Consider the following 19,338-nt stretch of genomic DNA (forward strand, 5'->3'; position numbering starts at 1 on the left):
CGATGGGTGGCAGGACGACGTCGGTCGCACCGCGGACGGCACCAGTGCTCTACTCCGCCCGCACCGGGCAGGGCCTCCGGCAGATCATCGGCGACTTGATCGCGGTCGGGCTGGTGTGGTGGGCGGTCCGGCTGCAGGGCTGGGTGGACGAACAAGTCTCGAAGCTCGCCGCGCCCGGCGAGCAGCTGGCGTCGGCCGGCAACGGGTTCAGCGGTGGGTTGTCGAGCGCGGGCAGGCAGGTCGGGCGCATCCCCGGGGTCGGCGACGACCTGAAGGAGCCGTTCGATCGGGCCGCCGGGGCCGGTCAGCAGGTCGCCGAGGCCGGTCAGTCGCTGCACGACACGATCGAACGGACGGCGACGGTCCTGGGGCTCCTCGCGGCTGCGGTTCCGCTGATCGTCGTGCTCTGGTGGGTGCTGCGGCGGTCGCGGTGGGTCCGCGAGGCCACCGCGGCCCGGCGGTTGGTGCGCGGCGGCGCGGACGCGTCGTTCTTCGCGCTGCGGGCGCTGGCACACCAGCCGCTGACCGAGGTGATCCGAGTCGCTCGGCGCCTCGAGGTCGACCCCGGCGAGGCGTGGCGGTCCGGCCACACCGAGGCCGTCGAAGCCCTGGCCGCCCTAGAACTCAAGCGCCTCGGCGTCCGCTGAGCGTCCGCCATGCGCGGTTGCTCGTCGAGCGCCGCCAGGCGCGTTGCAGTTGCTTGCGACCTGGAGCCCGCTGAGAGCGTCGGGGACAGTCGAGCGAGCCGACGCCGTGACATGAGGGTGCCGTCATAAGGAGGCTCGCTCGCCTGTCATCCGTCGCTCTCAGCGGGCCGCCCACCTAGTCGAAGATCGGGCCTTGCGTGCGGGTGCGCTTGAGCTCGTAGAAGCCTGGCGTCGACGCCACGAGCACGGCGCCGTCCCAGAGGCGCGCCGCGGCCTCGCCCTTCGGGGCGGGCGTCACGACCGGACCGAAGAACGCGACGGTCTCCCCCTCCGGCCCCGGCACGTGGATCACCGGCGTACCGACGTCCATGCCGACCGGGTCCATGCCCGCGTGGTGGCTCTCCCGCAGCGCCTTGTCGTACTCGGTCGACGTCGCCGCCTCGGCAAGCGACTCCGGCAGCCCCACCTCACGCAGCGCGTCGACCAGCAGCGACGGGTCGTCGAGCTCGACCTTCTGCAGGTGGATCCGGTTTCCGAGCGCGGTGTACAGCGGCAGCACGACCTCGTTGCCGTGCGCCTGCTCAGCGGCGATGACGACCCGAACCGGCCCCCACGCCTTCTTCATCATCTCGTGGTACTGCTCCGGCAGCTCTTCCCGCCCCTCGTTGAGCACCGCCAGGCTCATCACGTGGAACTTCACGTCCAGCGGACGTACCTTCGCCGCCTCCAGCACCCACCGAGACGTCATCCATGCCCACGGGCACAGCGGGTCGAACCAGAAACCGACCGGCGTCTTCTGCTCGCTCATCAGTACCTCCCAGAGAAATGCGCTCGTTCGTGGCAGCAAGGCGCCCCGCCCGCGCATTCCCGACCCGAGTAATGTCCGATTGGGCCTGGTGAGACCTGCGTAAACACGCGTAGACCGCGGGGGCGGCTGTGGCCCCGGCAGCACATCGTCCGCGGCTGTCCCGCGTGGGAGACTGGTCGGCACGGCTCGAACAAGCCAGCGGAGGCTCGATCCTCCGCGAAAATCGGAGCGGCGAAGGAGTACCCGACAGTTGGCCGGTACCAATCTCACCCTCGGCGAAGCCAGGGAACGCGGAGATCTTCTCGACGTCGCGTCGTACCACATCACGCTCGACCTGACCGATGGCGCGGGTAAGCCGGGCACCGACACGTTCCGGTCGGTCACCGAGGTCAAGTTCAGCGCCAAGACGGCCGGTGCGAGCACGTTCATCGACCTGATCGCGGCGAACGTCCGGTCAGCGATGCTGAACGGCACCACGCTGGACGTGAGCGGCTACGACCCACAACAGGGCCTGATCCTCACCGGCCTGGAAAAAGACAACGTCCTCGTCGTCGACGCGGACTGCCGCTACATGAACACCGGCGAGGGCCTGCACCGGTTCGTCGACCCGGTCGACAACGAGGTGTACCTGTACTCCCAGTTCGAGACCGGGGACGCCAAGCGCGTCTACGCCTGCTTCGACCAGCCCGACCTCAAGGCGACGTTCACGCTCGACGTGACGGCCCCGGAGCACTGGGAGGTCGTCTCCAACAGCATCGCGGAGCGCTCCGGAACCCAGGTGCGGTTCGCCCCCACCCCCCGGATCTCCACGTACATCACCGCGCTGGTCGCCGGCCCGTACTACAAGGTCACCGACCTGCACGACGACATCCCGCTCGGCCTGTACTGCCGCCAGTCGCTGAAAGGGTTCCTCGACCCCGACGAGATCTTCGAGATCACCAAGCAGGGGTTCGACTTCTTCCACGAGCACTTCGGGGTGCGGTACCCGTTCGGCAAGTACGACCAGCTCATCGTCCCGGAGTTCAACGCGGGCGCGATGGAGAACGCCGGCTGCGTCACGATCACCGAGAGCTACATCTTCCGCGGCAAGGTCACCGACTACGTCCGGGAGAACCGGGCCAACACGATCCTGCACGAGATGGCCCACATGTGGTTCGGCGATCTCGTGACGATGCGCTGGTGGGACGACCTCTGGCTGAACGAGTCGTTCGCCGAGTGGGCAGCGCACTGGGCCGCGGCGGGTGGCACGCGCTTCACCGACTCGTGGGCGGCGTTCTGCACCGATCGCAAGGGCTGGGGCTACCGGCAGGACCAGCTGTCCTCCACCCACCCGATCGCCTGCGACATCCCCGACATGCAGGCCGTCGAGGTCAACTTCGACGGCATCACGTACGCCAAGGGCGCCAGCGTCCTCAAGCAGCTCGTGGCCTACGTCGGTGAGGACGACTTCGTCGCCGGCCTGCGGTCGTACTTCAAGGCGCACGCGTTCGGCAACACCACGCTCGCCGACCTGCTGACCGCGCTCACCGAGGCCAGCGGCCGCGACCTGTCGAACTGGTCGGCGCAGTGGCTGGAGACCGCGGGCGTCAACACGCTCCGGCCCGACTTCACGCTCGCACCGGACGGCACGTACGCCTCGTTCGCGGTGACCCAGGAGGCCCCGCCGGACCACGGCACGCTGCGGTCGCACCGGATCGCGATCGGCCTGTACGACCTGTCGGAGTCGACCGGCAAGCTGATCCGCCGCCGCCGGGTCGAGACCGACATCCACGGCCCGCGCACCGAGGTCGACGAGCTGATCGGCGAGCAGCCGCCCGCGGTCGTGCTGCTCAACGACGACGACCTCACGTACGCGAAGATCCGCCTCGACGAGCGGTCGCTGGCGACGGTCGTCGACCACATCGGCGGGTTCACCGAGTCGTTGCCGCGGTCGCTGCTCTGGGCCACGGCCTGGGACATGTGCCGCGACGCCGAGCTGCCCACCCGCGACTACGTCCGGCTGGTGCTCAACGGGCTGGCGGCCGAGTCCACGATCAGCGTGGTCGAGACCCAGCTGCGGCAGGCGCGGGCGGCGCTCGCGTCGTACGCCGACCCGGCCTGGGCCCCTTCCGGGTACGAGCTGGTGGCCGACGCCGCGCTGGAGCGCCTGCGCTCCGCTGAGCCGGGCAGCGACGTTCAGCTGGTCTGGGCACGCACGTTCGCGGGCACCGCCCGCAGCGAGGCGCACCTGGCGTTCCTGCGTGCCCTGCTCGACGGCACCGAGCAGGTGAACGGGCTCGACGTCGACACCGAGCTGCGCTGGGACCTGCTGCAGGCGCTGGCAGGCATGGGCGCAGCGGGCGAGGCGGAGATCGCCGCCGAGTTCGAGCGTGACCCCACCGACCAGGGCAGCAAGGAAGCCGCGACGGCGCGGGCGCTGGTGCCGACCGCCGAGGCCAAGGCCAAGGCGTGGCACCTCGCGACCGAGGACGACACGATCCCCAACCAAGTCGGGCTCGCCGTGATCCGGGGCTTCGGGCACCCGAATCAGGCCGCGCTGCTGGAGCCGTACACGCAAAAGTTCTTCGATACGGTCGCCGACGTGTGGGCTCGCCGCACCAGCGAGGTCGCGCAGAACGTCGCGGTGCTGCTGTACCCGGCGTGGGCGGTGTCGCCGGAGACCGTCGAGCGAACCGACGCGTGGCTCGCGTCTGCGGATCACCCGCCGGCGCTCCGCCGGCTCGTGGTGGAGGGCAAGGACCGCCTGGTCCGCGCGTTGAACGCTCGCCGCTGCGACGCCTCCGCCAGTTCTTAGATCTACGCCTGCATGGCGAAGGCCGGTCGCTTCCGCGACCGGCCTTCGTCGGCTTCGCGCCCCGACGTCCCGCCGCTCCGTAGGTGGTTGCTGACCCACCCTCCGGTCGCTGGGGGTGTGCAGGGCTCAGCGGTGCGGGGTTCCCGCCCGGTCCGCCAGCATCCGTAGGCCGGTGACGATGCCGCCGGCCAGGTCGCCGCCCTGGAACGCGGCGCGCATCGACATGCCCGCGAGCTCGCACGCCCGGTCGGGGATGCGCTTCGCGGCCTGGCGTCCGGTGACGATCTCCAGCACCCGCTGGTTCGGCGACACCGCGAGCAGCACCGAGCTCTCCGGCGCGGGCAGCGTGTCCAGCAGCGCCTCGGCGCTCTCCCGCAGCGGCTCGTCGAGCGCACCCACGTAGACGCTGAACGTCAGCCCGGTCTCCCGGTCAGCGGCGGTGAGTGCCTCGTCGATCCGAAAGAGCTGCCGGGAGCTGAACGGCCCGGCCGCGGCCGCACCGTTCGCGATCGAGGTGAGCTGGTTGGCCGACAGCTGCGAGGCCGGGATCTCCGGGGAGTCACCAGGTGCCACGAGCGCCTCCCTTCGGGCCGGAGTTGGGGACGGTCACGGCGTGGCCGGAACCTGCCTCTGGCGTCGAACCGGCATGCAGCACACCGCGCGCCGAGGTTCCTTCCAGGGCCGGGTGCTGACCATCGGCGGAAAGGCTGGTCGGCGGGGCCGCGAGGAACCACACGGGGGTGAACTCGAACGGCATCCCCGGCCGGTAACGCGGGGTGCGGTTGCCTCCGCCGGCACCGAGCGTCAACAGCGCGAGGACGCCCGCCACCGCCAGGGGGATGATGACGAAGACGAGTGTGGTCTCCAGCACGGACATCGGGAGCTCTCACTCTCTTAGAGCGAGCGGACGTGTGGACGCCGCTTACGGTAGCGGAGGCGCTCCCCACCTGCGCTGAGGGCCCGAGTCACTATGAGGCGTGCTCACCTCGCCGACCATCCTGGACGCTGCGGATCCGCTGGCCCGGTTCCAGGCCGATTTCGTCCGCTCCGATCCCGATTTGATCTATCTCGACGGTAATTCGCTCGGGCGCCTCCCCCGCGCCACGGCGGACCGCGTCGCCACCGCGATCACCGAAGAGTGGGGCCGCGGCCTGATCCGCTCGTGGTCGCACTGGATCGACCTGGCGCGCGAGATCGGCGACCGGATCGGCGCCGGCGTCGTCTCCGCGCGGCCCGGTGAGGTGCTGGTCGGCGATTCCACGACCGTGAACCTCTACAAGCTCGCCGCAGCGGCGCTGGACGCCCGGCCGGATCGCCGCGTGATCGTCCTCGACGACGACAACTTCCCCACCGATCTGTACGTTCTGCAGGGCTTGGCGGCGGCGCGGAACCTCGAGCTCCGGGTGCTGCACACCGACATCGACGCCGGGATCGACGTCGACGCGCTGCGGGCGGCGCTGGACGACGACGTCGCGCTGCTCTGCCTGTCGCACGTCGCCTACCGCTCCGGCGCGCTCGCCGACATGTCGACGATCACCGAAGCCGCCCACGCGGTCGGCGCGCTGGTCCTCTGGGACCTCTCGCACGCCGCGGGGAGCGTCCCGGTGCCGCTGACCGAGAGCGGCGCGGACCTCGCGGTCGGGTGCACGTACAAGTACCTCAACGGCGGCCCCGGCGCGCCCGCGTTCCTGTACGTCCGGCGCGAGTTGCAGGCGACGCTGCGGCAGCCGATCTGGGGTTGGTTCGGGCAGCAGGACCAGTTCGCGATGGGCTCGACGTACCAGCCGGTGGCCGGCATCGAGCGGTTCGCGGTCGGCACGCCGCCGGTGCTCGGGCTCTACGCGGTGGAGGAGGGAATCCGGCCGGTCGTGGAGGCCGGTATCGACGCGATCCGAGCCAAGGGTGTGGCGCTGACGTCGTACGCCGTCGACCTGTCCGACGCGTGGCTGACGCCGCTCGGGTTCCGCCTGGCGTCACCGCGGGACGCCGCTCGGCGGGGCGGACACGTAAGCCTGTACCACCCGGACGGGTGGCGGATCTGCCAGGCGCTGATCGCTCGGGACGTCGTCCCCGACTACCGGACGCCGGATCGGCTGCGGCTGGGCTTCTCGCCGCTGACGACGAGTTTCGAGGATGTGTGGACCGGGCTGTCGCGCTTGCGTGACCTGGTCGCCGCGGAGGAGCACCTGACGTTCGACGCGACGCCGGGCCGGGTCACCTGACCACTCTTACGTCAACGGGCTTGACCAGGTGTTTAGCGTCGGAGCGTGAACCCACCTGCTGCCGTAGCCGCGCTGTCGCTCGACCCCTCCCCGCTGGACCCCGCCCAGATCGTCGCCGGTGAGCCGGTCGTCTCCCAGCGGGAGCTGTGGCGATCACCGGGAGCGGCCGTCGGCATCTGGCAGATCACGCCCGGCGAGGTGACCGACACCGAGGCCGACGAGGTGTTCACGGTGATCCACGGCCGCGCGACGATCCACCTGGAGGACGGCCCGACCTACGACGTCGGGCCGGGCGACGTCGTCGTGCTGCACGCCGGCGACCGGACGCGCTGGGTGGTGCACGAGACGCTGCGGAAGGTCTACACGGTGTCTCTCTAGCGGGAGCCCGTCAGAAGGGCCAGATGCTGTCCCAGAGGTCCGACCACCACTGGCTGATCATCTCGCCGACGTCGGAGAAGTTGCCGGTCGCCCTGGTGAGGAACACGGTCGCGCAGAGCAGGATGAACGTGCCGGTCGCCAGGTTCTGGACCAGCGTGCTGCGGCGGGAGCCCCGGTCGAGCGTCGACCGGATCAGGTGACCACCGAGCCGCACCAGCCACCACACACCGAACGCTCCGGCGACGACGAGCCCCAGCGCGGTGAGCGGCTCGCCGGTGTCGGCGCCGCTGATGATCGCCACCGTGGCGAGCCAGAGCAGCCAGGACGCCGCCGCGATCACCACCGCGAACGTCGTGTAGCGCTTGCCCTGGCGGCGGAGCGGGCCGGACTGGGCAGGCGCCTGGGCGCCACCCTGCGGACCGTGGCCGCCGTACGGGTCGCGGCCCTGCTGCTGCGGTGGTGCGCTGGGCGCCTGCGGTGGGTAGCCGTACCGGTCGTCGCCCTCGTCCGGCCGCGACTGGCGCGGGCCGACCTTCGCCACGCCGCTGCGGATCTTCGGCCCCGACGACGCCGGCGGCCCGGACTGGGGTGCGTTCTCTCCCCCGGCCCGGTTGTCTCCCCCGGCCCAGTTCTCTCCGCCGACCCGGTACTCGGGCAGCGGCGCGGTCGGGTTCGGCACGGCCGGACGCTTCGCCCCGGCCGGGGACGGCGGTGCCGGCGGGCCCGAGGACACCGCGGCCGCAGCCGCACCGACCTGAGCGGTGCCCTTGGCGGCCGACACCGAGGCGCGGGCCACCGGCGCGGCCGGAGGGATCCGCTCGACCCTGGTCGGCGTCGCGACCCGGGTGCGGTCGAGCGGCACGCCGGCGGCGACCCAGTCGACGTGCATGCTCGCAGACGGCACCCCGGCGGCGAGCCGGGCCAGCGTGGTGACCCAGCCCACGAGCTCGGAGCTGAGCGGGCGGTTCGCCGGGTTGTCGTCGAGCGGCGCCAGCAGGTGGGCGGCCAGCGCCGGATTGGCGTCCAGCAGTGGGTGGCGGCGGAGTGCGCCGGGCGCGACCAGCGCACCGTCGTAGTGGGAGGTCGCACGGTCCGCACGGGGCAGCCAGCCGGTCACCAGGTGGTAGGCCACCGCCCCGAAGCCGTGCACGTCGTACGAGGGGCCGACGACGCCGGTGAACGCTTCCGGGCCCGCGGACTCCGGGGTGTGCGCGATCGTCGTGATGTGCTGCGGGTCGTGGTAGCGGGCCGCGGTGAAGTCGATGAGCCGGATCTCGCCGCTGGGCAGGACGAGCACGTTCGCGGGCTTCACGTCCATGTGCAGGACGGCGCTCTCGCCGCGCTCGGCCGGGTGGTGCAGCAACGCGATGGTGCGGGCCAGCCCGGTGAGGACGGTGGCGCCGTTGAGCCGCGGAACGGTCTCGCCGCTCGCCTGCTTCGCGACATGCTGGAGCAGCGTGTGACCTGGCAGGTAGTCCAGTACCTGGTACGGGATCCGGCGGTCGGTGTCGGCGCCGAGCACGGAGGTCGCGTCCGGACGCACCGGCGGCGCGCCGTAGAACCCGTCGACACGCAGGCAGATGCCGGAGACGTCGCGCGTGTTGAGGTCCATCAGGACCGCGTCGCCCTTGTCCCAGGACCGCATCTGGTCGAGCACCGGACGACGGTGGTCGGCGCGGAAGACCTTCACGGTGACCGGGGCCGAGCGGATGTTGTTGGACAGCCGGACGCCGCGGAACACGTCGGCCTGGCCGCCGGAGCCCAATCGGCCGGTCAGCCGATAGCGTTGGCGGCCTTCCGGAAGCGGTCCGTCCGGTCCACAGACCAGGTCGACGGCGTCCGCTCCCACACTCGTCATTTCGCCGTCCTCTAGGTCGCCAGGTTCACCTCACGGTACCCGGGCCCTCCCACCGAGGGGGGTCACAACGACCCGTCAGGTCTCAAGCTCAGGGGAAACCCTGAGCTTGTCGAGCGCTGCCCTCTCAGCTGGCGGCTTCTTGGGGCATGCCTAGCCAGTCGAGCCAGAGGGGGTCGGGCGTGCGGTGGCCGAGGACACGCCAGGCCACGCCGGTCGGGGCCTGGGGACGACGGCGGAGACGCCACCCGATCTCCGCGAGCGAGCGGTCGGCCTTCACGTGGTTGCAGCGCGTGCACGCGGCGACGACGTTCTCCCAGACGTGCCGCCCGCCCCGGCTGCGCGGGATCACGTGGTCGATCGTGGTGGCCGGCGAGGCGCAGTACGCACAGCGGCCGCTGTCGCGGGCGAACACGGCACGGCGGGTCAGCGACACCTGACCCCGAAACGGAACCTTCACGAATCGGGTGAGCCGTACCACGGCCGGCGCGATGACAACGGTAGTCGTACTACGAAGAAGGCCGTCCCCCTCGGTAACGGGGACGGCCTTGTCGGTGAGCACGAGCACGGCAGCACGCCGCACTGGTACCACACACAATGGTTCGTACGTGGCGTTGAGTACCAGCGATACGGCCGTACCGGGCATCGGATCACCTCCGCTGCGGCAATGATCGCTTACCAGACGGAGTTCTGCACGCATGATCCGGGAGGTGCTCGGGTCCCGACTTCGTCACACACGCGTCGGCGGAGCGGTTCGTCCCGGTCCGTCCGAGGGGATCGAAGCGCAACCGGGAGGGCGTCCGCCTGCTACCCAGGCGGGTGCGGTACCAAGGACGGGTGAGTCTCCGTCTCCCCACCGCTGTCCCTTCCTGGTTCGAGGAGTGGCCCAGCTTCCTCCGCGACGACGTGGCACCGAAGTGTGCCGCGAAGGAGGGATCGGTCTGCGAATGGGTGTGGACCGAGACCGAGAGCCGCTGGCTCGCGAACGCGGTCGAGTGGCTGCTCGCGAAGCCGATCCAGGTGCTGCTGATCATCATCGCGGCGATGCTCGTCCGCTGGGTGCTGCACCGTTTCATCAACGGCCTCACGTCGGTCGGCAACGGAGAGACCGACGACAAGCCGGCCGACGGGGACAAGAAGAAAAAGCCGAAGATCCTCCGGCCGTTCCGGGAAAAGGCGTCGTCCGCGCTGCTGGCCAGCGGCCTGATGACCGAGCGGAGGGCGCAGCGGGCCAGCACGCTCGGCTCGGTACTGCGCAGCGTCACCTCGATCATCATCTTCGTCGTCGCCGGGTCGACGATCCTAGGGCTGTTCAACATCAACCTGGCGCCGCTGGTGGCCAGCGCCGGTATCGCCGGTGTCGCGCTCGGTTTCGGCACGCAGTCGCTGGTGCGTGACTACCTGTCCGGGATCTTCATGATCCTGGAGGACCAGTACGGCGTCGGGGACATCGTCGATCTGGGTGAGGCCGGCGGCACCGTGGAGAACATCGGGTTGCGGGTGACGACGGTCCGGGACGTGCGCGGCGTGGTCTGGTACATCCGCAACGGCGAGATCCTGCGGGTCGGGAACAAGAGCCAGGGCTGGGCGCAGGTCGTCATCGACGTCCCGATGCCGTTCGGCACCGACCTGGAGAAGGCACACGAGGTGCTGACCGAGTCCGCGGCGCGGTTGACCGAGGAGGACGACTTCAAGGACGACCTGCTCGCGCCGCCGGAGGTGCTGGGGGTCGAGCAGATGACGGCCACCGGCATGATGCTGCGGGTCACGGTGCGGACGACGACCGCGTCGCAGTGGCGGGTGGCCCGCGAACTGCGCGCCCGCATCAGCGCTGACCTCGATGCCGCGGGCATCGTCTCCGGCATCACCCCGACCCCGGCCCCGGCACCGCCCGCGTAGCCGCACGGGCGGTACCTCCGCGGCCCTGGCAGGATTGGGACCATGACCGCTCCTCAGCCTTCGGTGGACTTCTATGAGGCGGTCGGTGGGGGCGAGACGTTCCGCCGGCTGGTGGCCGCGTTCTACCGCGGCGTCGCCGAGGACCAGGTGCTCCGGCCGCTCTACCCGGAGGAGGACCTCGGCCCGGCCGAGGAGCGGTTCCGGCTGTTCCTGCAGCAGTACTGGGGCGGTCCGCGCACCTACTCCGAGCAGCGCGGCCACCCGCGCCTGCGGATGCGTCACGCCCCGTTCCGGGTCGGCATCGTCGAACGGGACGCCTGGCTGCGGCGGATGCGCGACGCGATGGACGAGATCGCGCTGCCCGCGGAGTACGACGCCGCGATGTGGGACTACTTCGTCCGTGCCGCCGACTTCATGGTGAACCACGTCGAGGACCTGCAGCAGGGCCGCGCTCCTCAGATCTGAGACCCGTTAACAGCAGGTTTCGCTGTTCGCGCCGATGAACATCTGGCAGCATGGTGGGTCTCTGAACCGATTCCGGAACCCCGGGGGTACATCTTGGCTGGTACGTGGTGGCGCGATGCCGTGTTCTACCAGGTCTATGTGCGAAGCTTCGCCGATTCGAACGGCGACGGCGTCGGTGACCTCGCCGGCATCCGATCCCGGCTGCCGTACCTGGCCGACCTCGGCATCGACGCCCTCTGGTTGAACCCGTTCTACCGCTCCCCGATGGCCGACCACGGATACGACGTGGCCGACCCGCGCGACGTCGACCCGGTGTTCGGCACGCTGCAGGACTTCGACGAGATGGTGGCCGACGCCCACGCGCTGGGCATCAAGGTGACCGTCGACCTGGTCCCGAACCACAGCTCCGACCAGCACGAATGGTTCCAGGCCGCGCTGGCGTCCGCGCCGGGCAGCCAGGAGCGCGAGCGGTACATCTTCCGCGACGGCCGGGGCCCGGACGGCAGCGAGCCGCCGAACAACTGGACGTCGGTGTTCGGCGGACCGGCCTGGCACCGCGTCGTCGAGTCCGACGGCAAGCCCGGCCAGTGGTACCTGCACCTGTTCGCGCCGGAGCAGCCCGACCTGAACTGGGAGAACCCCGAGGTCATGGCCGACCTGGAGCGGACGCTCCGGTTCTGGCTCGACCGCGGCGCCGACGGCTTCCGGATCGACGTCGCCCACGGGCTGGCGAAGCCGCCGGGCCTGCCGGACATGCCGGAGGTCAAGGAGACGCTGGTCGGCGACGGCCACCCGCGCTTCGACTTCGACGGCGTCCACGAGATCCACCGGCGGATCCGCAAGGTGCTCGACGAGTACCCGGACGCGATGGCCGTCGGTGAGATCTGGGTGCAGGACGTCGAGCGTCTCAAGCTCTACCTGCGGGCCGACGAGCTGCATCTGGCGTTCAACTTCGTCATCGTGCAGTCCCGCTGGCGCGCCGACGAACTGCGCCAGGCGATCGACGACTCGCGCGAGACCGTGCGTGGGACGCCGGCACCGCCGTGCTGGGTCTGGTCGAACCACGACATCGTGCGCCACGTCTCCCGGTTCGGCGAGGGCCTGGTCGGCGACCGGCGCGCCCGCGCGGCCGCGATGCTGACGTTCGCGCTGCCCGGCGTCGTGTACGTCTACTACGGCGATGAGCTGGGCATGCCGAACGTCGAGCTGCCCGACGAGGTGCTGCAGGACCCGACGTGGGAGCGGTCCGGGCACACGGTCCGGGGCCGGGACGCGTGCCGGATCCCGATGCCGTGGACGCCCGGCGAGCCGCCGTACGGGTTCTCGCCCGAGCCGGTGGACACCTGGCTGCCGCAGCCTCCCGGCTGGTCGCCGATCGCCGCGGAGTCGCAGGTCGGCGTCGAGGGCTCCACGCACTCGCTCTACAAGGACGCGATCGCGCTGCGGAAGTCGCACGAGGCGTTCGCCGGCGACCTCTCGTGGGTGGAGGCGCCGGAAGGTTGCCTCGCGTTCCAGCGTGAGGGCGGGCTGGTGTGCCTGGTGAACTTCACCAACCACCCGGTGGCGCTGCCGCCGCACCGCGAGCTGCTGCTGACCAGCGTTCCGCTGGTCGACGGCAAGCTCCCCGGCGACGCCGCGGCCTGGCTGGTCTGATCGGGTTGGGAGGGCCTACCGACGCCGTACGGCGTCGGTAGGCCCTTCACACCAAGAGGGCGGTGCTGCGGCGGCGGTAGACGACGCCGTGCGTCGCTGCGAGGCGGAGCCAGGGGCCGGACACCGCCACCGCCACCGGACCGTCACCCAGGAACGCCATCCGGGCCAGCCCGAGCAGCAGGCGGAACGGCACCGCGATCTCCGGCGCACCCGCGGTGTCGCCCCGGACCCGCAGCGTCTCGTGGTCGAGCAGCGACTCGCCCGCGGCGCGGCTGCCGATGGTCCGGAAAGCCTGCTGACCTGCGGTGATCAGATCGCGGACGACGTCGGCGGGCACCGAGTCGAGCGGTTGCCAGCCGCGTTCGGGCGGTAGCGACCCCCGCCAGTCCGTGTCTCGCCGGCGGGGCAGTACCAGCGTCGCGGCGCCGGACACGGTTTCCAGCAGATCAGCGGCGGCGACCGTCACGTCGTCCGGCCAGGAACCGGCCACCGACCGCGCGGCCAGCACGTCGAACGGCAGCTGGGCCCAGAGCGTCAACCGCGCCGGACCGGCCGGCCGCACGCGAACCAGCGCGGCCGCGTCCAGCCGGATCACCCTGGCCAGGAACACGCCCATGTCCCGCCGATGATCGACGGAGACCGCGGGGTCGGTCATGACTCGGCCCGCCACGCGTCGAGGAACTCACGCTCCTTCGGCAGTAACCGCCGCGGACGCCCGGCAGGCAGCGAGATCGGGCTCAACCGGCTGACCGCCCGCGCAGCGGGCTCGCCGTCGTGGTCGAACATCTCGTAACCGACGCCGAAGCTCGCGTGCCGGACGTCGGTGACCCAGCAGTCGACGCGGATCGGGTCGCGCCGGTAGGTCACCGGACGCAGGTAGTCGATCTCGTGCCGGGTCACCACACACCCGTCGAGCAGCCCGGACAGCGCTTCACCTCCGTCGAGGATCAGCGCGGTCCGGGCCTCCTCGAACAGCGTCAGGAACCGGGCGTTGTTGACGTGCCCGAACGCGTCCATGTCCGACCAACGAACCTGGCACCGCATGGTGTGCCTGGGCACCGTCCCGCTACACCCCCCGCCCGGCCACCCGAAATCGGAAGACCATTCCTGACTAGTCCCGCGTGAGCTTCCGGTAGGTCACCCGGTGCGGCCGGGCGGCCTCGGCACCGAGCCGGTCGACCTTGTTCTTCTCGTACGACTCGAAGTTGCCCTCGAACCAGTACCACTGCGACTCACCCTCGTAGGCGAGGATGTGCGTCGCGACGCGGTCGAGGAACCACCGGTCGTGGGTGATGACCACCGCGCACCCGGGGAACTCGAGCAGCGCGTTCTCCAGCGACGAGAGCGTCTCGACGTCGAGGTCGTTGGTCGGCTCGTCCAGGAGCAGCAGGTTGCCGCCCTGCTTGAGCGTGAGCGCGAGGTTCAGCCGGTTGCGCTCACCACCGGACAGCACGCCGGCCGGCTTCTGCTGGTCGGGGCCCTTGAAACCGAACGCGCTGACGTACGCGCGCGAGGGCATCTCGACCTTGCCGACGTTGATGTAGTCCAGGCCGTCGGAGACGACCTCCCACAGCGTCTTCTTCGGGTCGATGCCGCCGCGGCCCTGGTCGACGTACGCGATCTGGACAGTCTCGCCGATCTTCACCGAGCCGCTGTCCGCCTTCTCTTCGCCCATCAGCGTGCGGAACAGCGTCGTCTTACCGGCGCCGTTCGGACCGATGATGCCGACGATGCCGTTGCGCGGCAGCGTGAAGCTCAGGTTGTCGATCAGCACCCGGTCGCCGAAGCCCTTGGTGAGGTTTTCGACCTCGATCACGACCTGGCCCAGACGCGGGCCCGGCGGGATCTGGATCTCCTCGAAGTCGAGCTTGCGGTGCCGGTCGGCCTCGGCGGCCATCTCCTCGTACCGGGCCAGCCGGGACTTGCTCTTGGCCTGCCGCGCCTTGGGGTTCGAGCGGACCCACTCGAGCTCGTCGCGCAGGCGCTTGGCGCGCTTGGCGTCCTTCTGGCCCTCGACCTTCATCCGCTCGGCCTTCTTCTCCAGGTAGGTGGAGTAGTTGCCTTCGTACGGATGGGTGCGACCGCGGTCGAGCTCAAGAATCCACTCGGCGACGTTGTCGAGGAAGTACCGGTCGTGTGTGACGGCGAGCACGGCACCGGCGTACTTGGAGAGGTGCTGCTCGAGCCAGAGCACGCTCTCGGCGTCGAGGTGGTTGGTGGGCTCGTCGAGCAGCAGCAGATCGGGCGCCTGCAGCAGCAGCTTGCACAGCGCGACCCGGCGCTTCTCACCACCCGAGAGCACCCGGACGTCGGCGTCGCCCGGGGGGCAGCGCAGCGCGTCCATCGCCTGCTCGATCTGGCTGTCGAGCTCCCAGGCGTTGGCCGCCTCGATCTTGTCCATCAGCTCGGCCTGCTCGGCCAGCAGCGCGTCGAAGTCGGCGTCCGGGTCGGCCATCGCCTCGTTCACCGCGTCGTAGCGCTTGAGCACCGCGCGGATCTCGGCGACGCCCTCTTCGACGTTCTCCCGGACGTTGAGGTCCTCGTTGAGTGGCGGCTCCTGGAGCAGGATGCCGACCGTGGCCTCCGGGGCGAGGAGTGCGTCACCGTTCGACGCGTGCTCCAGGCCGGCCATGATCTTCAAAACCGTCGACTTGCCGGCGCCGTTGGGGCCGACGACGCCGATCTTCGCGCCGGGCAGGAACGACAACGTGACGTCGTCGAGGATCACCTTGTCGCCGTGCGCCTTACGAACCTTGCGCATCGTGTAGATGTACTGGGCCATCAGGGGGTCGTTCCTCCGCAGATCGCGTACTTCCTTCCATCCTCCCAGGTCTGCACTGCGCTACGAAATCGCCGCCCCAGAAAGAGGCGCCGGGCCCGAAGGGGTGGGGCCCGGCGCCTCTGCGGTGGAACGGCTAACCCTTCAGGCCGCCTGCCAGAAGACCTCTGACGAAGTACTTCTGCAACGACAGGAACACGATCAGCGGAACGATCAGCGAGACGAACGCACCGGCGGTGAGACGTTCCCACCGGTCACCTCGCGATCCCGCCATCTCCGCCAGCCGCACGGTCAGCGGCGCGACGTCCTTCGTCCCTCCGGTGAACGTGAGCGCGACCAGCAGGTCGTTCCAGATCCAGAGGAACTCGAAGATGCCGAACGACGCCAGCGCCGGCGTGATCAGCGGAAGCATCAGCTTCCGGAAGATCGCGCCGTGCCCGGCACCGTCCACGCGTGCCGCCTCCACCATCTCCCTGGGGATCTCGGAGATGAAGTTGTGCAGCAGGAACACACCGAGCGGCAGACCGAACGCGGTGTGGGCGAGCCACACGGTCACGAACGAACCGGTCAGGTTCAGGTCCGGGACGATCGTGATGCTGCCGATGTGTGCGCCGTTCGAGAACAGCTGGAGCAGCGGGATCAGCGCCATCTGCAGCGGAACGATCTGCAGGGCGAAGATCCCGATGAAGACCCAGTTCCGGCCTTTGAAATCGATCCAGGCCAGCGCGTACGCGGCCAGCGCCGCCAACGTCAGCGCGAAGATGGTCGCCGGGACGGCGATCACGATCGAGTTGATGAAGTAGCTGGCCAGCTGGGTGGACGACGTCCCGAACAGAACGGTCTCGTAGTTCTCCAGCGTGAACGACGGATTGGTGAACGCGGTCCACCAGCCGGTCGTCTTGATCTCGCGCTCCGGCCGGAACGACGAGAGCAGCAGGCCGAACGTCGGGATCGTCCAGACCACCGCGATCAACAGCGAGATGACCGTCGCGGTCCGGGACGTGAGACGCTTCTTCACCCGCCCGGCCATCGGCTCGGCGACCGGCACCGCCGCCGGCTGGGAAGTGGAAGCGGCCGCAACAGTGCTCATCGGGTCTCCTCCCGCTGCCGCAGAACCCGTACCTGGTAGGCCACCAGCGGGATCACCAGGACGAAGAGAAGCACCGCGAGCGCGGCGCCTCGGCCGGGCTCCCGGAACCGGAACGCCTGCGTGTACATCTCGTTCGCGATGACGCTGGTGTCGAAGTTACCGGCGGTCATCGTGCGGACGATGTCGAAGACCTTCAGCACCGCGATCGTGATCGTCGACAGCACGACGATCACCGCACCGCGGATCGAGGGCAGCGTGACGTTCCAGAACATGCTCCAGGGGTTCGCCCCGTCGATCTTCGCGGCCTCGACGATGTCCGCCGGGATGCCCTTGATCGCCGCTGAGAGCACGACCATCGCGAACCCGGCCTGGATCCAGACCATGACGAACAGCAGCAGGAACGTGTTGAGCGGCGGATCCAGCAGCAGGTTCTTGGGCTCGCCGCCGAACCAGACGATGATCTGGTTGACCAGACCGATCTGGTCGTTGTCGCCGCCCCGGTAGGCGTACATGAACTTCCAGATGATGCCCGCGCCGACGAACGAGATCGCCATCGGCATGAACATCAGCGTCTTGGAGATCGACTCGGTGCGCGCCCGGTCGATCAGGATCGCGTAGATCAGGCCGATGCCGGTCGCCAGGATCGGCGTCAGCACGGTCCAGATGATCGTGTTGCGGATCGTGACCCGAGCTTCGTCCTCGGTGAACATCCACTTGTAGTTGTCGATCCCGACGAAGTCACCGGCCGCGTTGGTGAACGACAGGATCGTGGTGCGGACCGCCGGGATCAGCAGTCCCACGGTCAACATGAAAATGGCCGGCAGCAGGAACACTGCCAGCTGGTACCGGTCGTGCCCGCGTTTCGGCGCTCGGTCGACGACGAGTAGCAGAAGCCCCACTACCCCGCCGAAGACGGCGACGGCCAGTAGGGCGTTGAACAGTTTCGGGCCCCAGTCGACGAAATCCACGGCCCCACTCCTTCCGATGCCGGATGCCCGGCGGCCCACGAGATCGTGGGACACCGCCGGGCATCCGACCCGCTCAGGGTTCTCGGGGCACGGTCCTAGCGCGGACCGCGCCACCGCTGAATGGCCACCCGATCGCGGGCAGCCGGGCGCCCGGGAGGTGAATTCTCACCCCCCGGGCCGGTCAGCGTCAGCCGACCCCGTGGATCACTTCGGCCAGCTCTTCTCGACCGTGTCGAGCGCCGACTTGGTGCTGCCGCCGTTCAGCCAGGCAACCATCGCCTTCCAGAACGAACCGGCACCGACCGAACCCGGCATCTGGTCCGAACCGTCGAAGCGGAACACCGTCTTCGGGTCCTGCAGCAGCTCGACCGACAGGACGTCGATCGGGCTCTTCAGGTTGGCCTTGTCCAGACCCTTGTTCGCGCTGATCCAGCCACCCTCACCGACCTTGGCGCGGCTGTTGGCCCAGTCCGGCGTGGAGAGGTACTCCTGCACCGACTGCACCTCGGGACGGTCGGCGAAGGCACCGACGAACTCACCGGCACCCAGCACCGGCTTGCCCTTCGCGGCGTCGATCGCCGGCAGGTAGAACGCGAAGACGTCGCCGTCCTCGGCGACCTTCGTGCCTTCCGGCCACTGGTTGCCGTAGAAGGAGGCCTGACGGTGCATCGAGCACTTGTTCTCGAGGATGGGCAGGCCACCCTCCTGGAACGACGTGGTCACGATGCTCTTGACGTCGCCGTAACCACCGTTGACGTACTTGGCGTTCTTCAGGACCTGGCCGACCTTGTCCAGACCCGCGACGACGTTCGGCGCGTTGAACGGCGTCTGGTGGTTGACCCACTGGTCGTACTGCTCCGGCGTACCGGTGCGCAGCAGGACGTCCTCCAGCCAGTCGGTGGCCGGCCAGCCGGTGGCGTCACCGGACTCGACACCCGCACACCACGGCTTCTCGCCGGTGGCCGCGATCTTGTCGGAGAGAGCGATCATCTCGTCCCACGTCTGCGGGACGGTGTAACCCTTCTCCTTGAACGTCTTCGGCGAGTACCAGACGAACGACTTCACGTTCGCGCCGAGCGGTGCGGCGTAGAACTTGCCGTCGACCGTGCCGTACTTGATCCAGTCGGCGGAGTAGTTCGCGTCGGCGCTGGTCTTGACCGCGGCCGGCGCGGGCTTGACCTTGCCCTCCTTGGCGAGCGAGGCCAGGAAGCCAGGCTGCGGGAAGAACGCCAGGTCAGGTGCGTTGCCACCGTCAACGCGGACGTTGAGCTGGGCCTCGAACTCACCGGAGCCCTCGTGCTCGATGGTGATGCCCGTGCAGTCCTCGAACTGCTTCCAGGACTCCTCGAGCCGGTCGGCCTCGACGTCACGGATCGACGAGTAGATCGTCACCGTGGCGTCGCTGTCGACCGCCCACTTCTTGTAGGGCTCACACTCGGCGGAGTCCTTGTCCGCCCCGGAGCCGCCGGTGCTGCAGCTAGCGAGGAGGAGCACCGCTCCCACCGACGCGACGAGCTGTGTCACAGCTCGTTTGCGCGGCACACCAAACACCATCGTCTGTAACCTCCTTCTTAACGAGGGATGGCGTGTCCCACGACGGCCGCTCCACCGGCCACCGTGTGAGCTACGCCTCGAACTCCCCCGGGCGGTAGAGCGATGAAAGCGCTTTCTTAACCGCAGCGCAACATGCTTGGGAATCAAACAGGTAACGATCAGGAAGCGACGAACCCCCCGGGCCTCCCGCGGGAGGTTCGGTCGGTACCCAACTGAATCGATAGAG

18 protein-coding genes are annotated in these 19,338 nt (G+C 69.5%); 7 read left to right on the plus strand and 11 right to left on the minus strand.

The features are described 5' to 3' along the window. The first annotated feature begins 2 nt into the window (after positions 1–2). The gene (locus BUB75_RS15950; protein ID WP_073257858.1) at positions 3–647 is read left to right on the plus strand and encodes a hypothetical protein; all 645 of its coding nucleotides are present in this window, start codon (positions 3–5) and stop codon (positions 645–647) included. A gap of 175 nt (positions 648–822) precedes the next feature. On the opposite strand, the gene BUB75_RS15955 is transcribed toward BUB75_RS15950, so the two are convergent. After that, positions 823–1,455 carry a mycothiol-dependent nitroreductase Rv2466c family protein gene (locus BUB75_RS15955; RefSeq protein WP_073257859.1) on the minus strand — a complete coding sequence of 211 codons (633 nt, stop codon included), beginning with the start codon at positions 1,453–1,455 and terminating at the stop codon, positions 823–825. 250 nt (positions 1,456–1,705) lie between these two features. Between BUB75_RS15955 and pepN the strand changes: the two genes are divergently transcribed. Next, a complete protein-coding gene (pepN, locus tag BUB75_RS15960) occupies positions 1,706–4,249 on the plus strand; it encodes an aminopeptidase N (protein WP_073257860.1) in 2,544 nt (847 codons plus the stop codon). A 126-nt stretch (positions 4,250–4,375) separates the two neighbouring features. Here the strand turns inward: pepN and BUB75_RS15965 are convergent, their stop codons facing one another. Together BUB75_RS15965 and ctaJ are read right to left on the minus strand one after the other, a co-directional pair. Continuing rightward, positions 4,376–4,783 (minus strand): DUF5130 family protein, encoded by a 408-nt coding sequence (locus BUB75_RS15965; protein WP_073258463.1) that lies wholly within the window; start codon positions 4,781–4,783, stop codon positions 4,376–4,378. Positions 4,784–4,808: 25 nt separating this feature from the next. Continuing rightward, entirely contained in the window at positions 4,809–5,126 is a 318-nt protein-coding gene (gene ctaJ / locus BUB75_RS15970; RefSeq protein WP_073257862.1) for an aa3-type cytochrome oxidase subunit CtaJ, read from the minus strand. Positions 5,127–5,226: 100 nt separating this feature from the next. Here ctaJ and kynU point away from each other — a divergent pair, with 100 nt between their 5' ends. Together kynU and BUB75_RS15980 are read left to right on the plus strand one after the other, a co-directional pair. Next, entirely contained in the window at positions 5,227–6,471 is a 1,245-nt protein-coding gene (gene kynU / locus BUB75_RS15975; protein WP_073257864.1) for a kynureninase, read from the plus strand. 45 nt (positions 6,472–6,516) lie between these two features. Beyond that, positions 6,517–6,849, plus strand: coding sequence for a cupin domain-containing protein (locus BUB75_RS15980; RefSeq protein WP_073257866.1), 333 nt, complete (start codon positions 6,517–6,519; stop codon positions 6,847–6,849). A 10-nt stretch (positions 6,850–6,859) separates the two neighbouring features. Here BUB75_RS15980 and BUB75_RS15985 read toward each other — a convergent pair whose 3' ends face one another. Both BUB75_RS15985 and BUB75_RS48500 read right to left on the minus strand, forming a co-directional pair. Beyond that, positions 6,860–8,707 carry a protein kinase domain-containing protein gene (locus BUB75_RS15985; RefSeq protein ID WP_084741255.1) on the minus strand — a complete coding sequence of 616 codons (1,848 nt, stop codon included), beginning with the start codon at positions 8,705–8,707 and terminating at the stop codon, positions 6,860–6,862. A 124-nt stretch (positions 8,708–8,831) separates the two neighbouring features. Then, positions 8,832–9,350, minus strand: a complete 519-nt coding sequence (locus BUB75_RS48500) for an HNH endonuclease (RefSeq protein ID WP_073257870.1) — start codon at positions 9,348–9,350, stop codon at positions 8,832–8,834. Between the two features lie 191 nt (positions 9,351–9,541). Between BUB75_RS48500 and BUB75_RS15995 the strand changes: the two genes are divergently transcribed. From BUB75_RS15995 to BUB75_RS16005, 3 genes are all read left to right on the plus strand, one after another. Then, positions 9,542–10,603, plus strand: coding sequence for a mechanosensitive ion channel family protein (locus BUB75_RS15995; protein WP_218617546.1), 1,062 nt, complete (start codon positions 9,542–9,544; stop codon positions 10,601–10,603). Positions 10,604–10,645: 42 nt separating this feature from the next. Continuing rightward, complete coding sequence (locus BUB75_RS16000; protein WP_073257874.1) at positions 10,646–11,068, plus strand: globin; 423 nt, start codon at positions 10,646–10,648, stop codon at positions 11,066–11,068. Between the two features lie 93 nt (positions 11,069–11,161). After that, a complete protein-coding gene (locus tag BUB75_RS16005; RefSeq protein WP_218617547.1) occupies positions 11,162–12,721 on the plus strand; it encodes a glycoside hydrolase family 13 protein in 1,560 nt (519 codons plus the stop codon). 46 nt (positions 12,722–12,767) lie between these two features. On the opposite strand, the gene BUB75_RS16010 is transcribed toward BUB75_RS16005, so the two are convergent. The 6 genes from BUB75_RS16010 to BUB75_RS16035 form a co-directional block, all read right to left on the minus strand. Then, entirely contained in the window at positions 12,768–13,376 is a 609-nt protein-coding gene (locus BUB75_RS16010; RefSeq protein ID WP_073257877.1) for a DUF8185 domain-containing protein, read from the minus strand. Continuing rightward, positions 13,373–13,765: an acyl-CoA thioesterase gene (locus BUB75_RS16015; protein ID WP_178379896.1), complete on the minus strand. Its 393-nt coding sequence runs from the start codon at positions 13,763–13,765 to the stop codon at positions 13,373–13,375. The genes BUB75_RS16010 and BUB75_RS16015 overlap by 4 nt, the downstream gene beginning before the upstream one ends. A 67-nt stretch (positions 13,766–13,832) precedes the next feature. Then, positions 13,833–15,503, minus strand: coding sequence for an energy-dependent translational throttle protein EttA (gene ettA / locus BUB75_RS16020; RefSeq protein WP_073257881.1), 1,671 nt, complete (start codon positions 15,501–15,503; stop codon positions 13,833–13,835). 133 nt (positions 15,504–15,636) lie between these two features. Continuing rightward, entirely contained in the window at positions 15,637–16,590 is a 954-nt protein-coding gene (locus BUB75_RS16025) for a carbohydrate ABC transporter permease (protein WP_073257882.1), read from the minus strand. Further along, the gene (locus BUB75_RS16030; protein WP_073257884.1) at positions 16,587–17,558 is read right to left on the minus strand and encodes a carbohydrate ABC transporter permease; all 972 of its coding nucleotides are present in this window, start codon (positions 17,556–17,558) and stop codon (positions 16,587–16,589) included. The genes BUB75_RS16025 and BUB75_RS16030 overlap by 4 nt, the downstream gene beginning before the upstream one ends. A 204-nt stretch (positions 17,559–17,762) precedes the next feature. Further along, positions 17,763–19,112, minus strand: a complete 1,350-nt coding sequence (locus BUB75_RS16035; protein WP_073257886.1) for an ABC transporter substrate-binding protein — start codon at positions 19,110–19,112, stop codon at positions 17,763–17,765. Between the last annotated feature and the right edge of the window lie 226 nt (positions 19,113–19,338).

Origin of the sequence: Cryptosporangium aurantiacum, assembly GCF_900143005.1 — a bacterium.
GTDB classification, from domain to species: domain Bacteria; phylum Actinomycetota; class Actinomycetes; order Mycobacteriales; family Cryptosporangiaceae; genus Cryptosporangium; species Cryptosporangium aurantiacum.

What these genes read in the sequence shown, in the direction of transcription:
- BUB75_RS15950 (WP_073257858.1), top strand. Translation starts at nt 3, where the DNA reads ATGGGTGGCAGGACGACGTCGGTCGCACCGCGGACGGCACCAGTGCTC.
- BUB75_RS15955 (WP_073257859.1), bottom strand. Translation starts at nt 1,455, where the DNA reads ATGAGCGAGCAGAAGACGCCGGTCGGTTTCTGGTTCGACCCGCTGTGC.
- ctaJ (WP_073257862.1), bottom strand. Translation starts at nt 5,126, where the DNA reads ATGTCCGTGCTGGAGACCACACTCGTCTTCGTCATCATCCCCCTGGCG.
- BUB75_RS15985 (WP_084741255.1), bottom strand. Translation starts at nt 8,707, where the DNA reads ATGACGAGTGTGGGAGCGGACGCCGTCGACCTGGTCTGTGGACCGGAC.
- BUB75_RS48500 (WP_073257870.1), bottom strand. Translation starts at nt 9,350, where the DNA reads ATGCCCGGTACGGCCGTATCGCTGGTACTCAACGCCACGTACGAACCA.
- BUB75_RS16000 (WP_073257874.1), top strand. Translation starts at nt 10,646, where the DNA reads ATGACCGCTCCTCAGCCTTCGGTGGACTTCTATGAGGCGGTCGGTGGG.
- BUB75_RS16010 (WP_073257877.1), bottom strand. Translation starts at nt 13,376, where the DNA reads ATGACCGACCCCGCGGTCTCCGTCGATCATCGGCGGGACATGGGCGTG.
- BUB75_RS16015 (WP_178379896.1), bottom strand. Translation starts at nt 13,765, where the DNA reads ATGCGGTGCCAGGTTCGTTGGTCGGACATGGACGCGTTCGGGCACGTC.
- ettA (WP_073257881.1), bottom strand. Translation starts at nt 15,503, where the DNA reads ATGGCCCAGTACATCTACACGATGCGCAAGGTTCGTAAGGCGCACGGC.
- BUB75_RS16025 (WP_073257882.1), bottom strand. Translation starts at nt 16,590, where the DNA reads ATGAGCACTGTTGCGGCCGCTTCCACTTCCCAGCCGGCGGCGGTGCCG.
- BUB75_RS16035 (WP_073257886.1), bottom strand. Translation starts at nt 19,112, where the DNA reads ATGGTGTTTGGTGTGCCGCGCAAACGAGCTGTGACACAGCTCGTCGCG.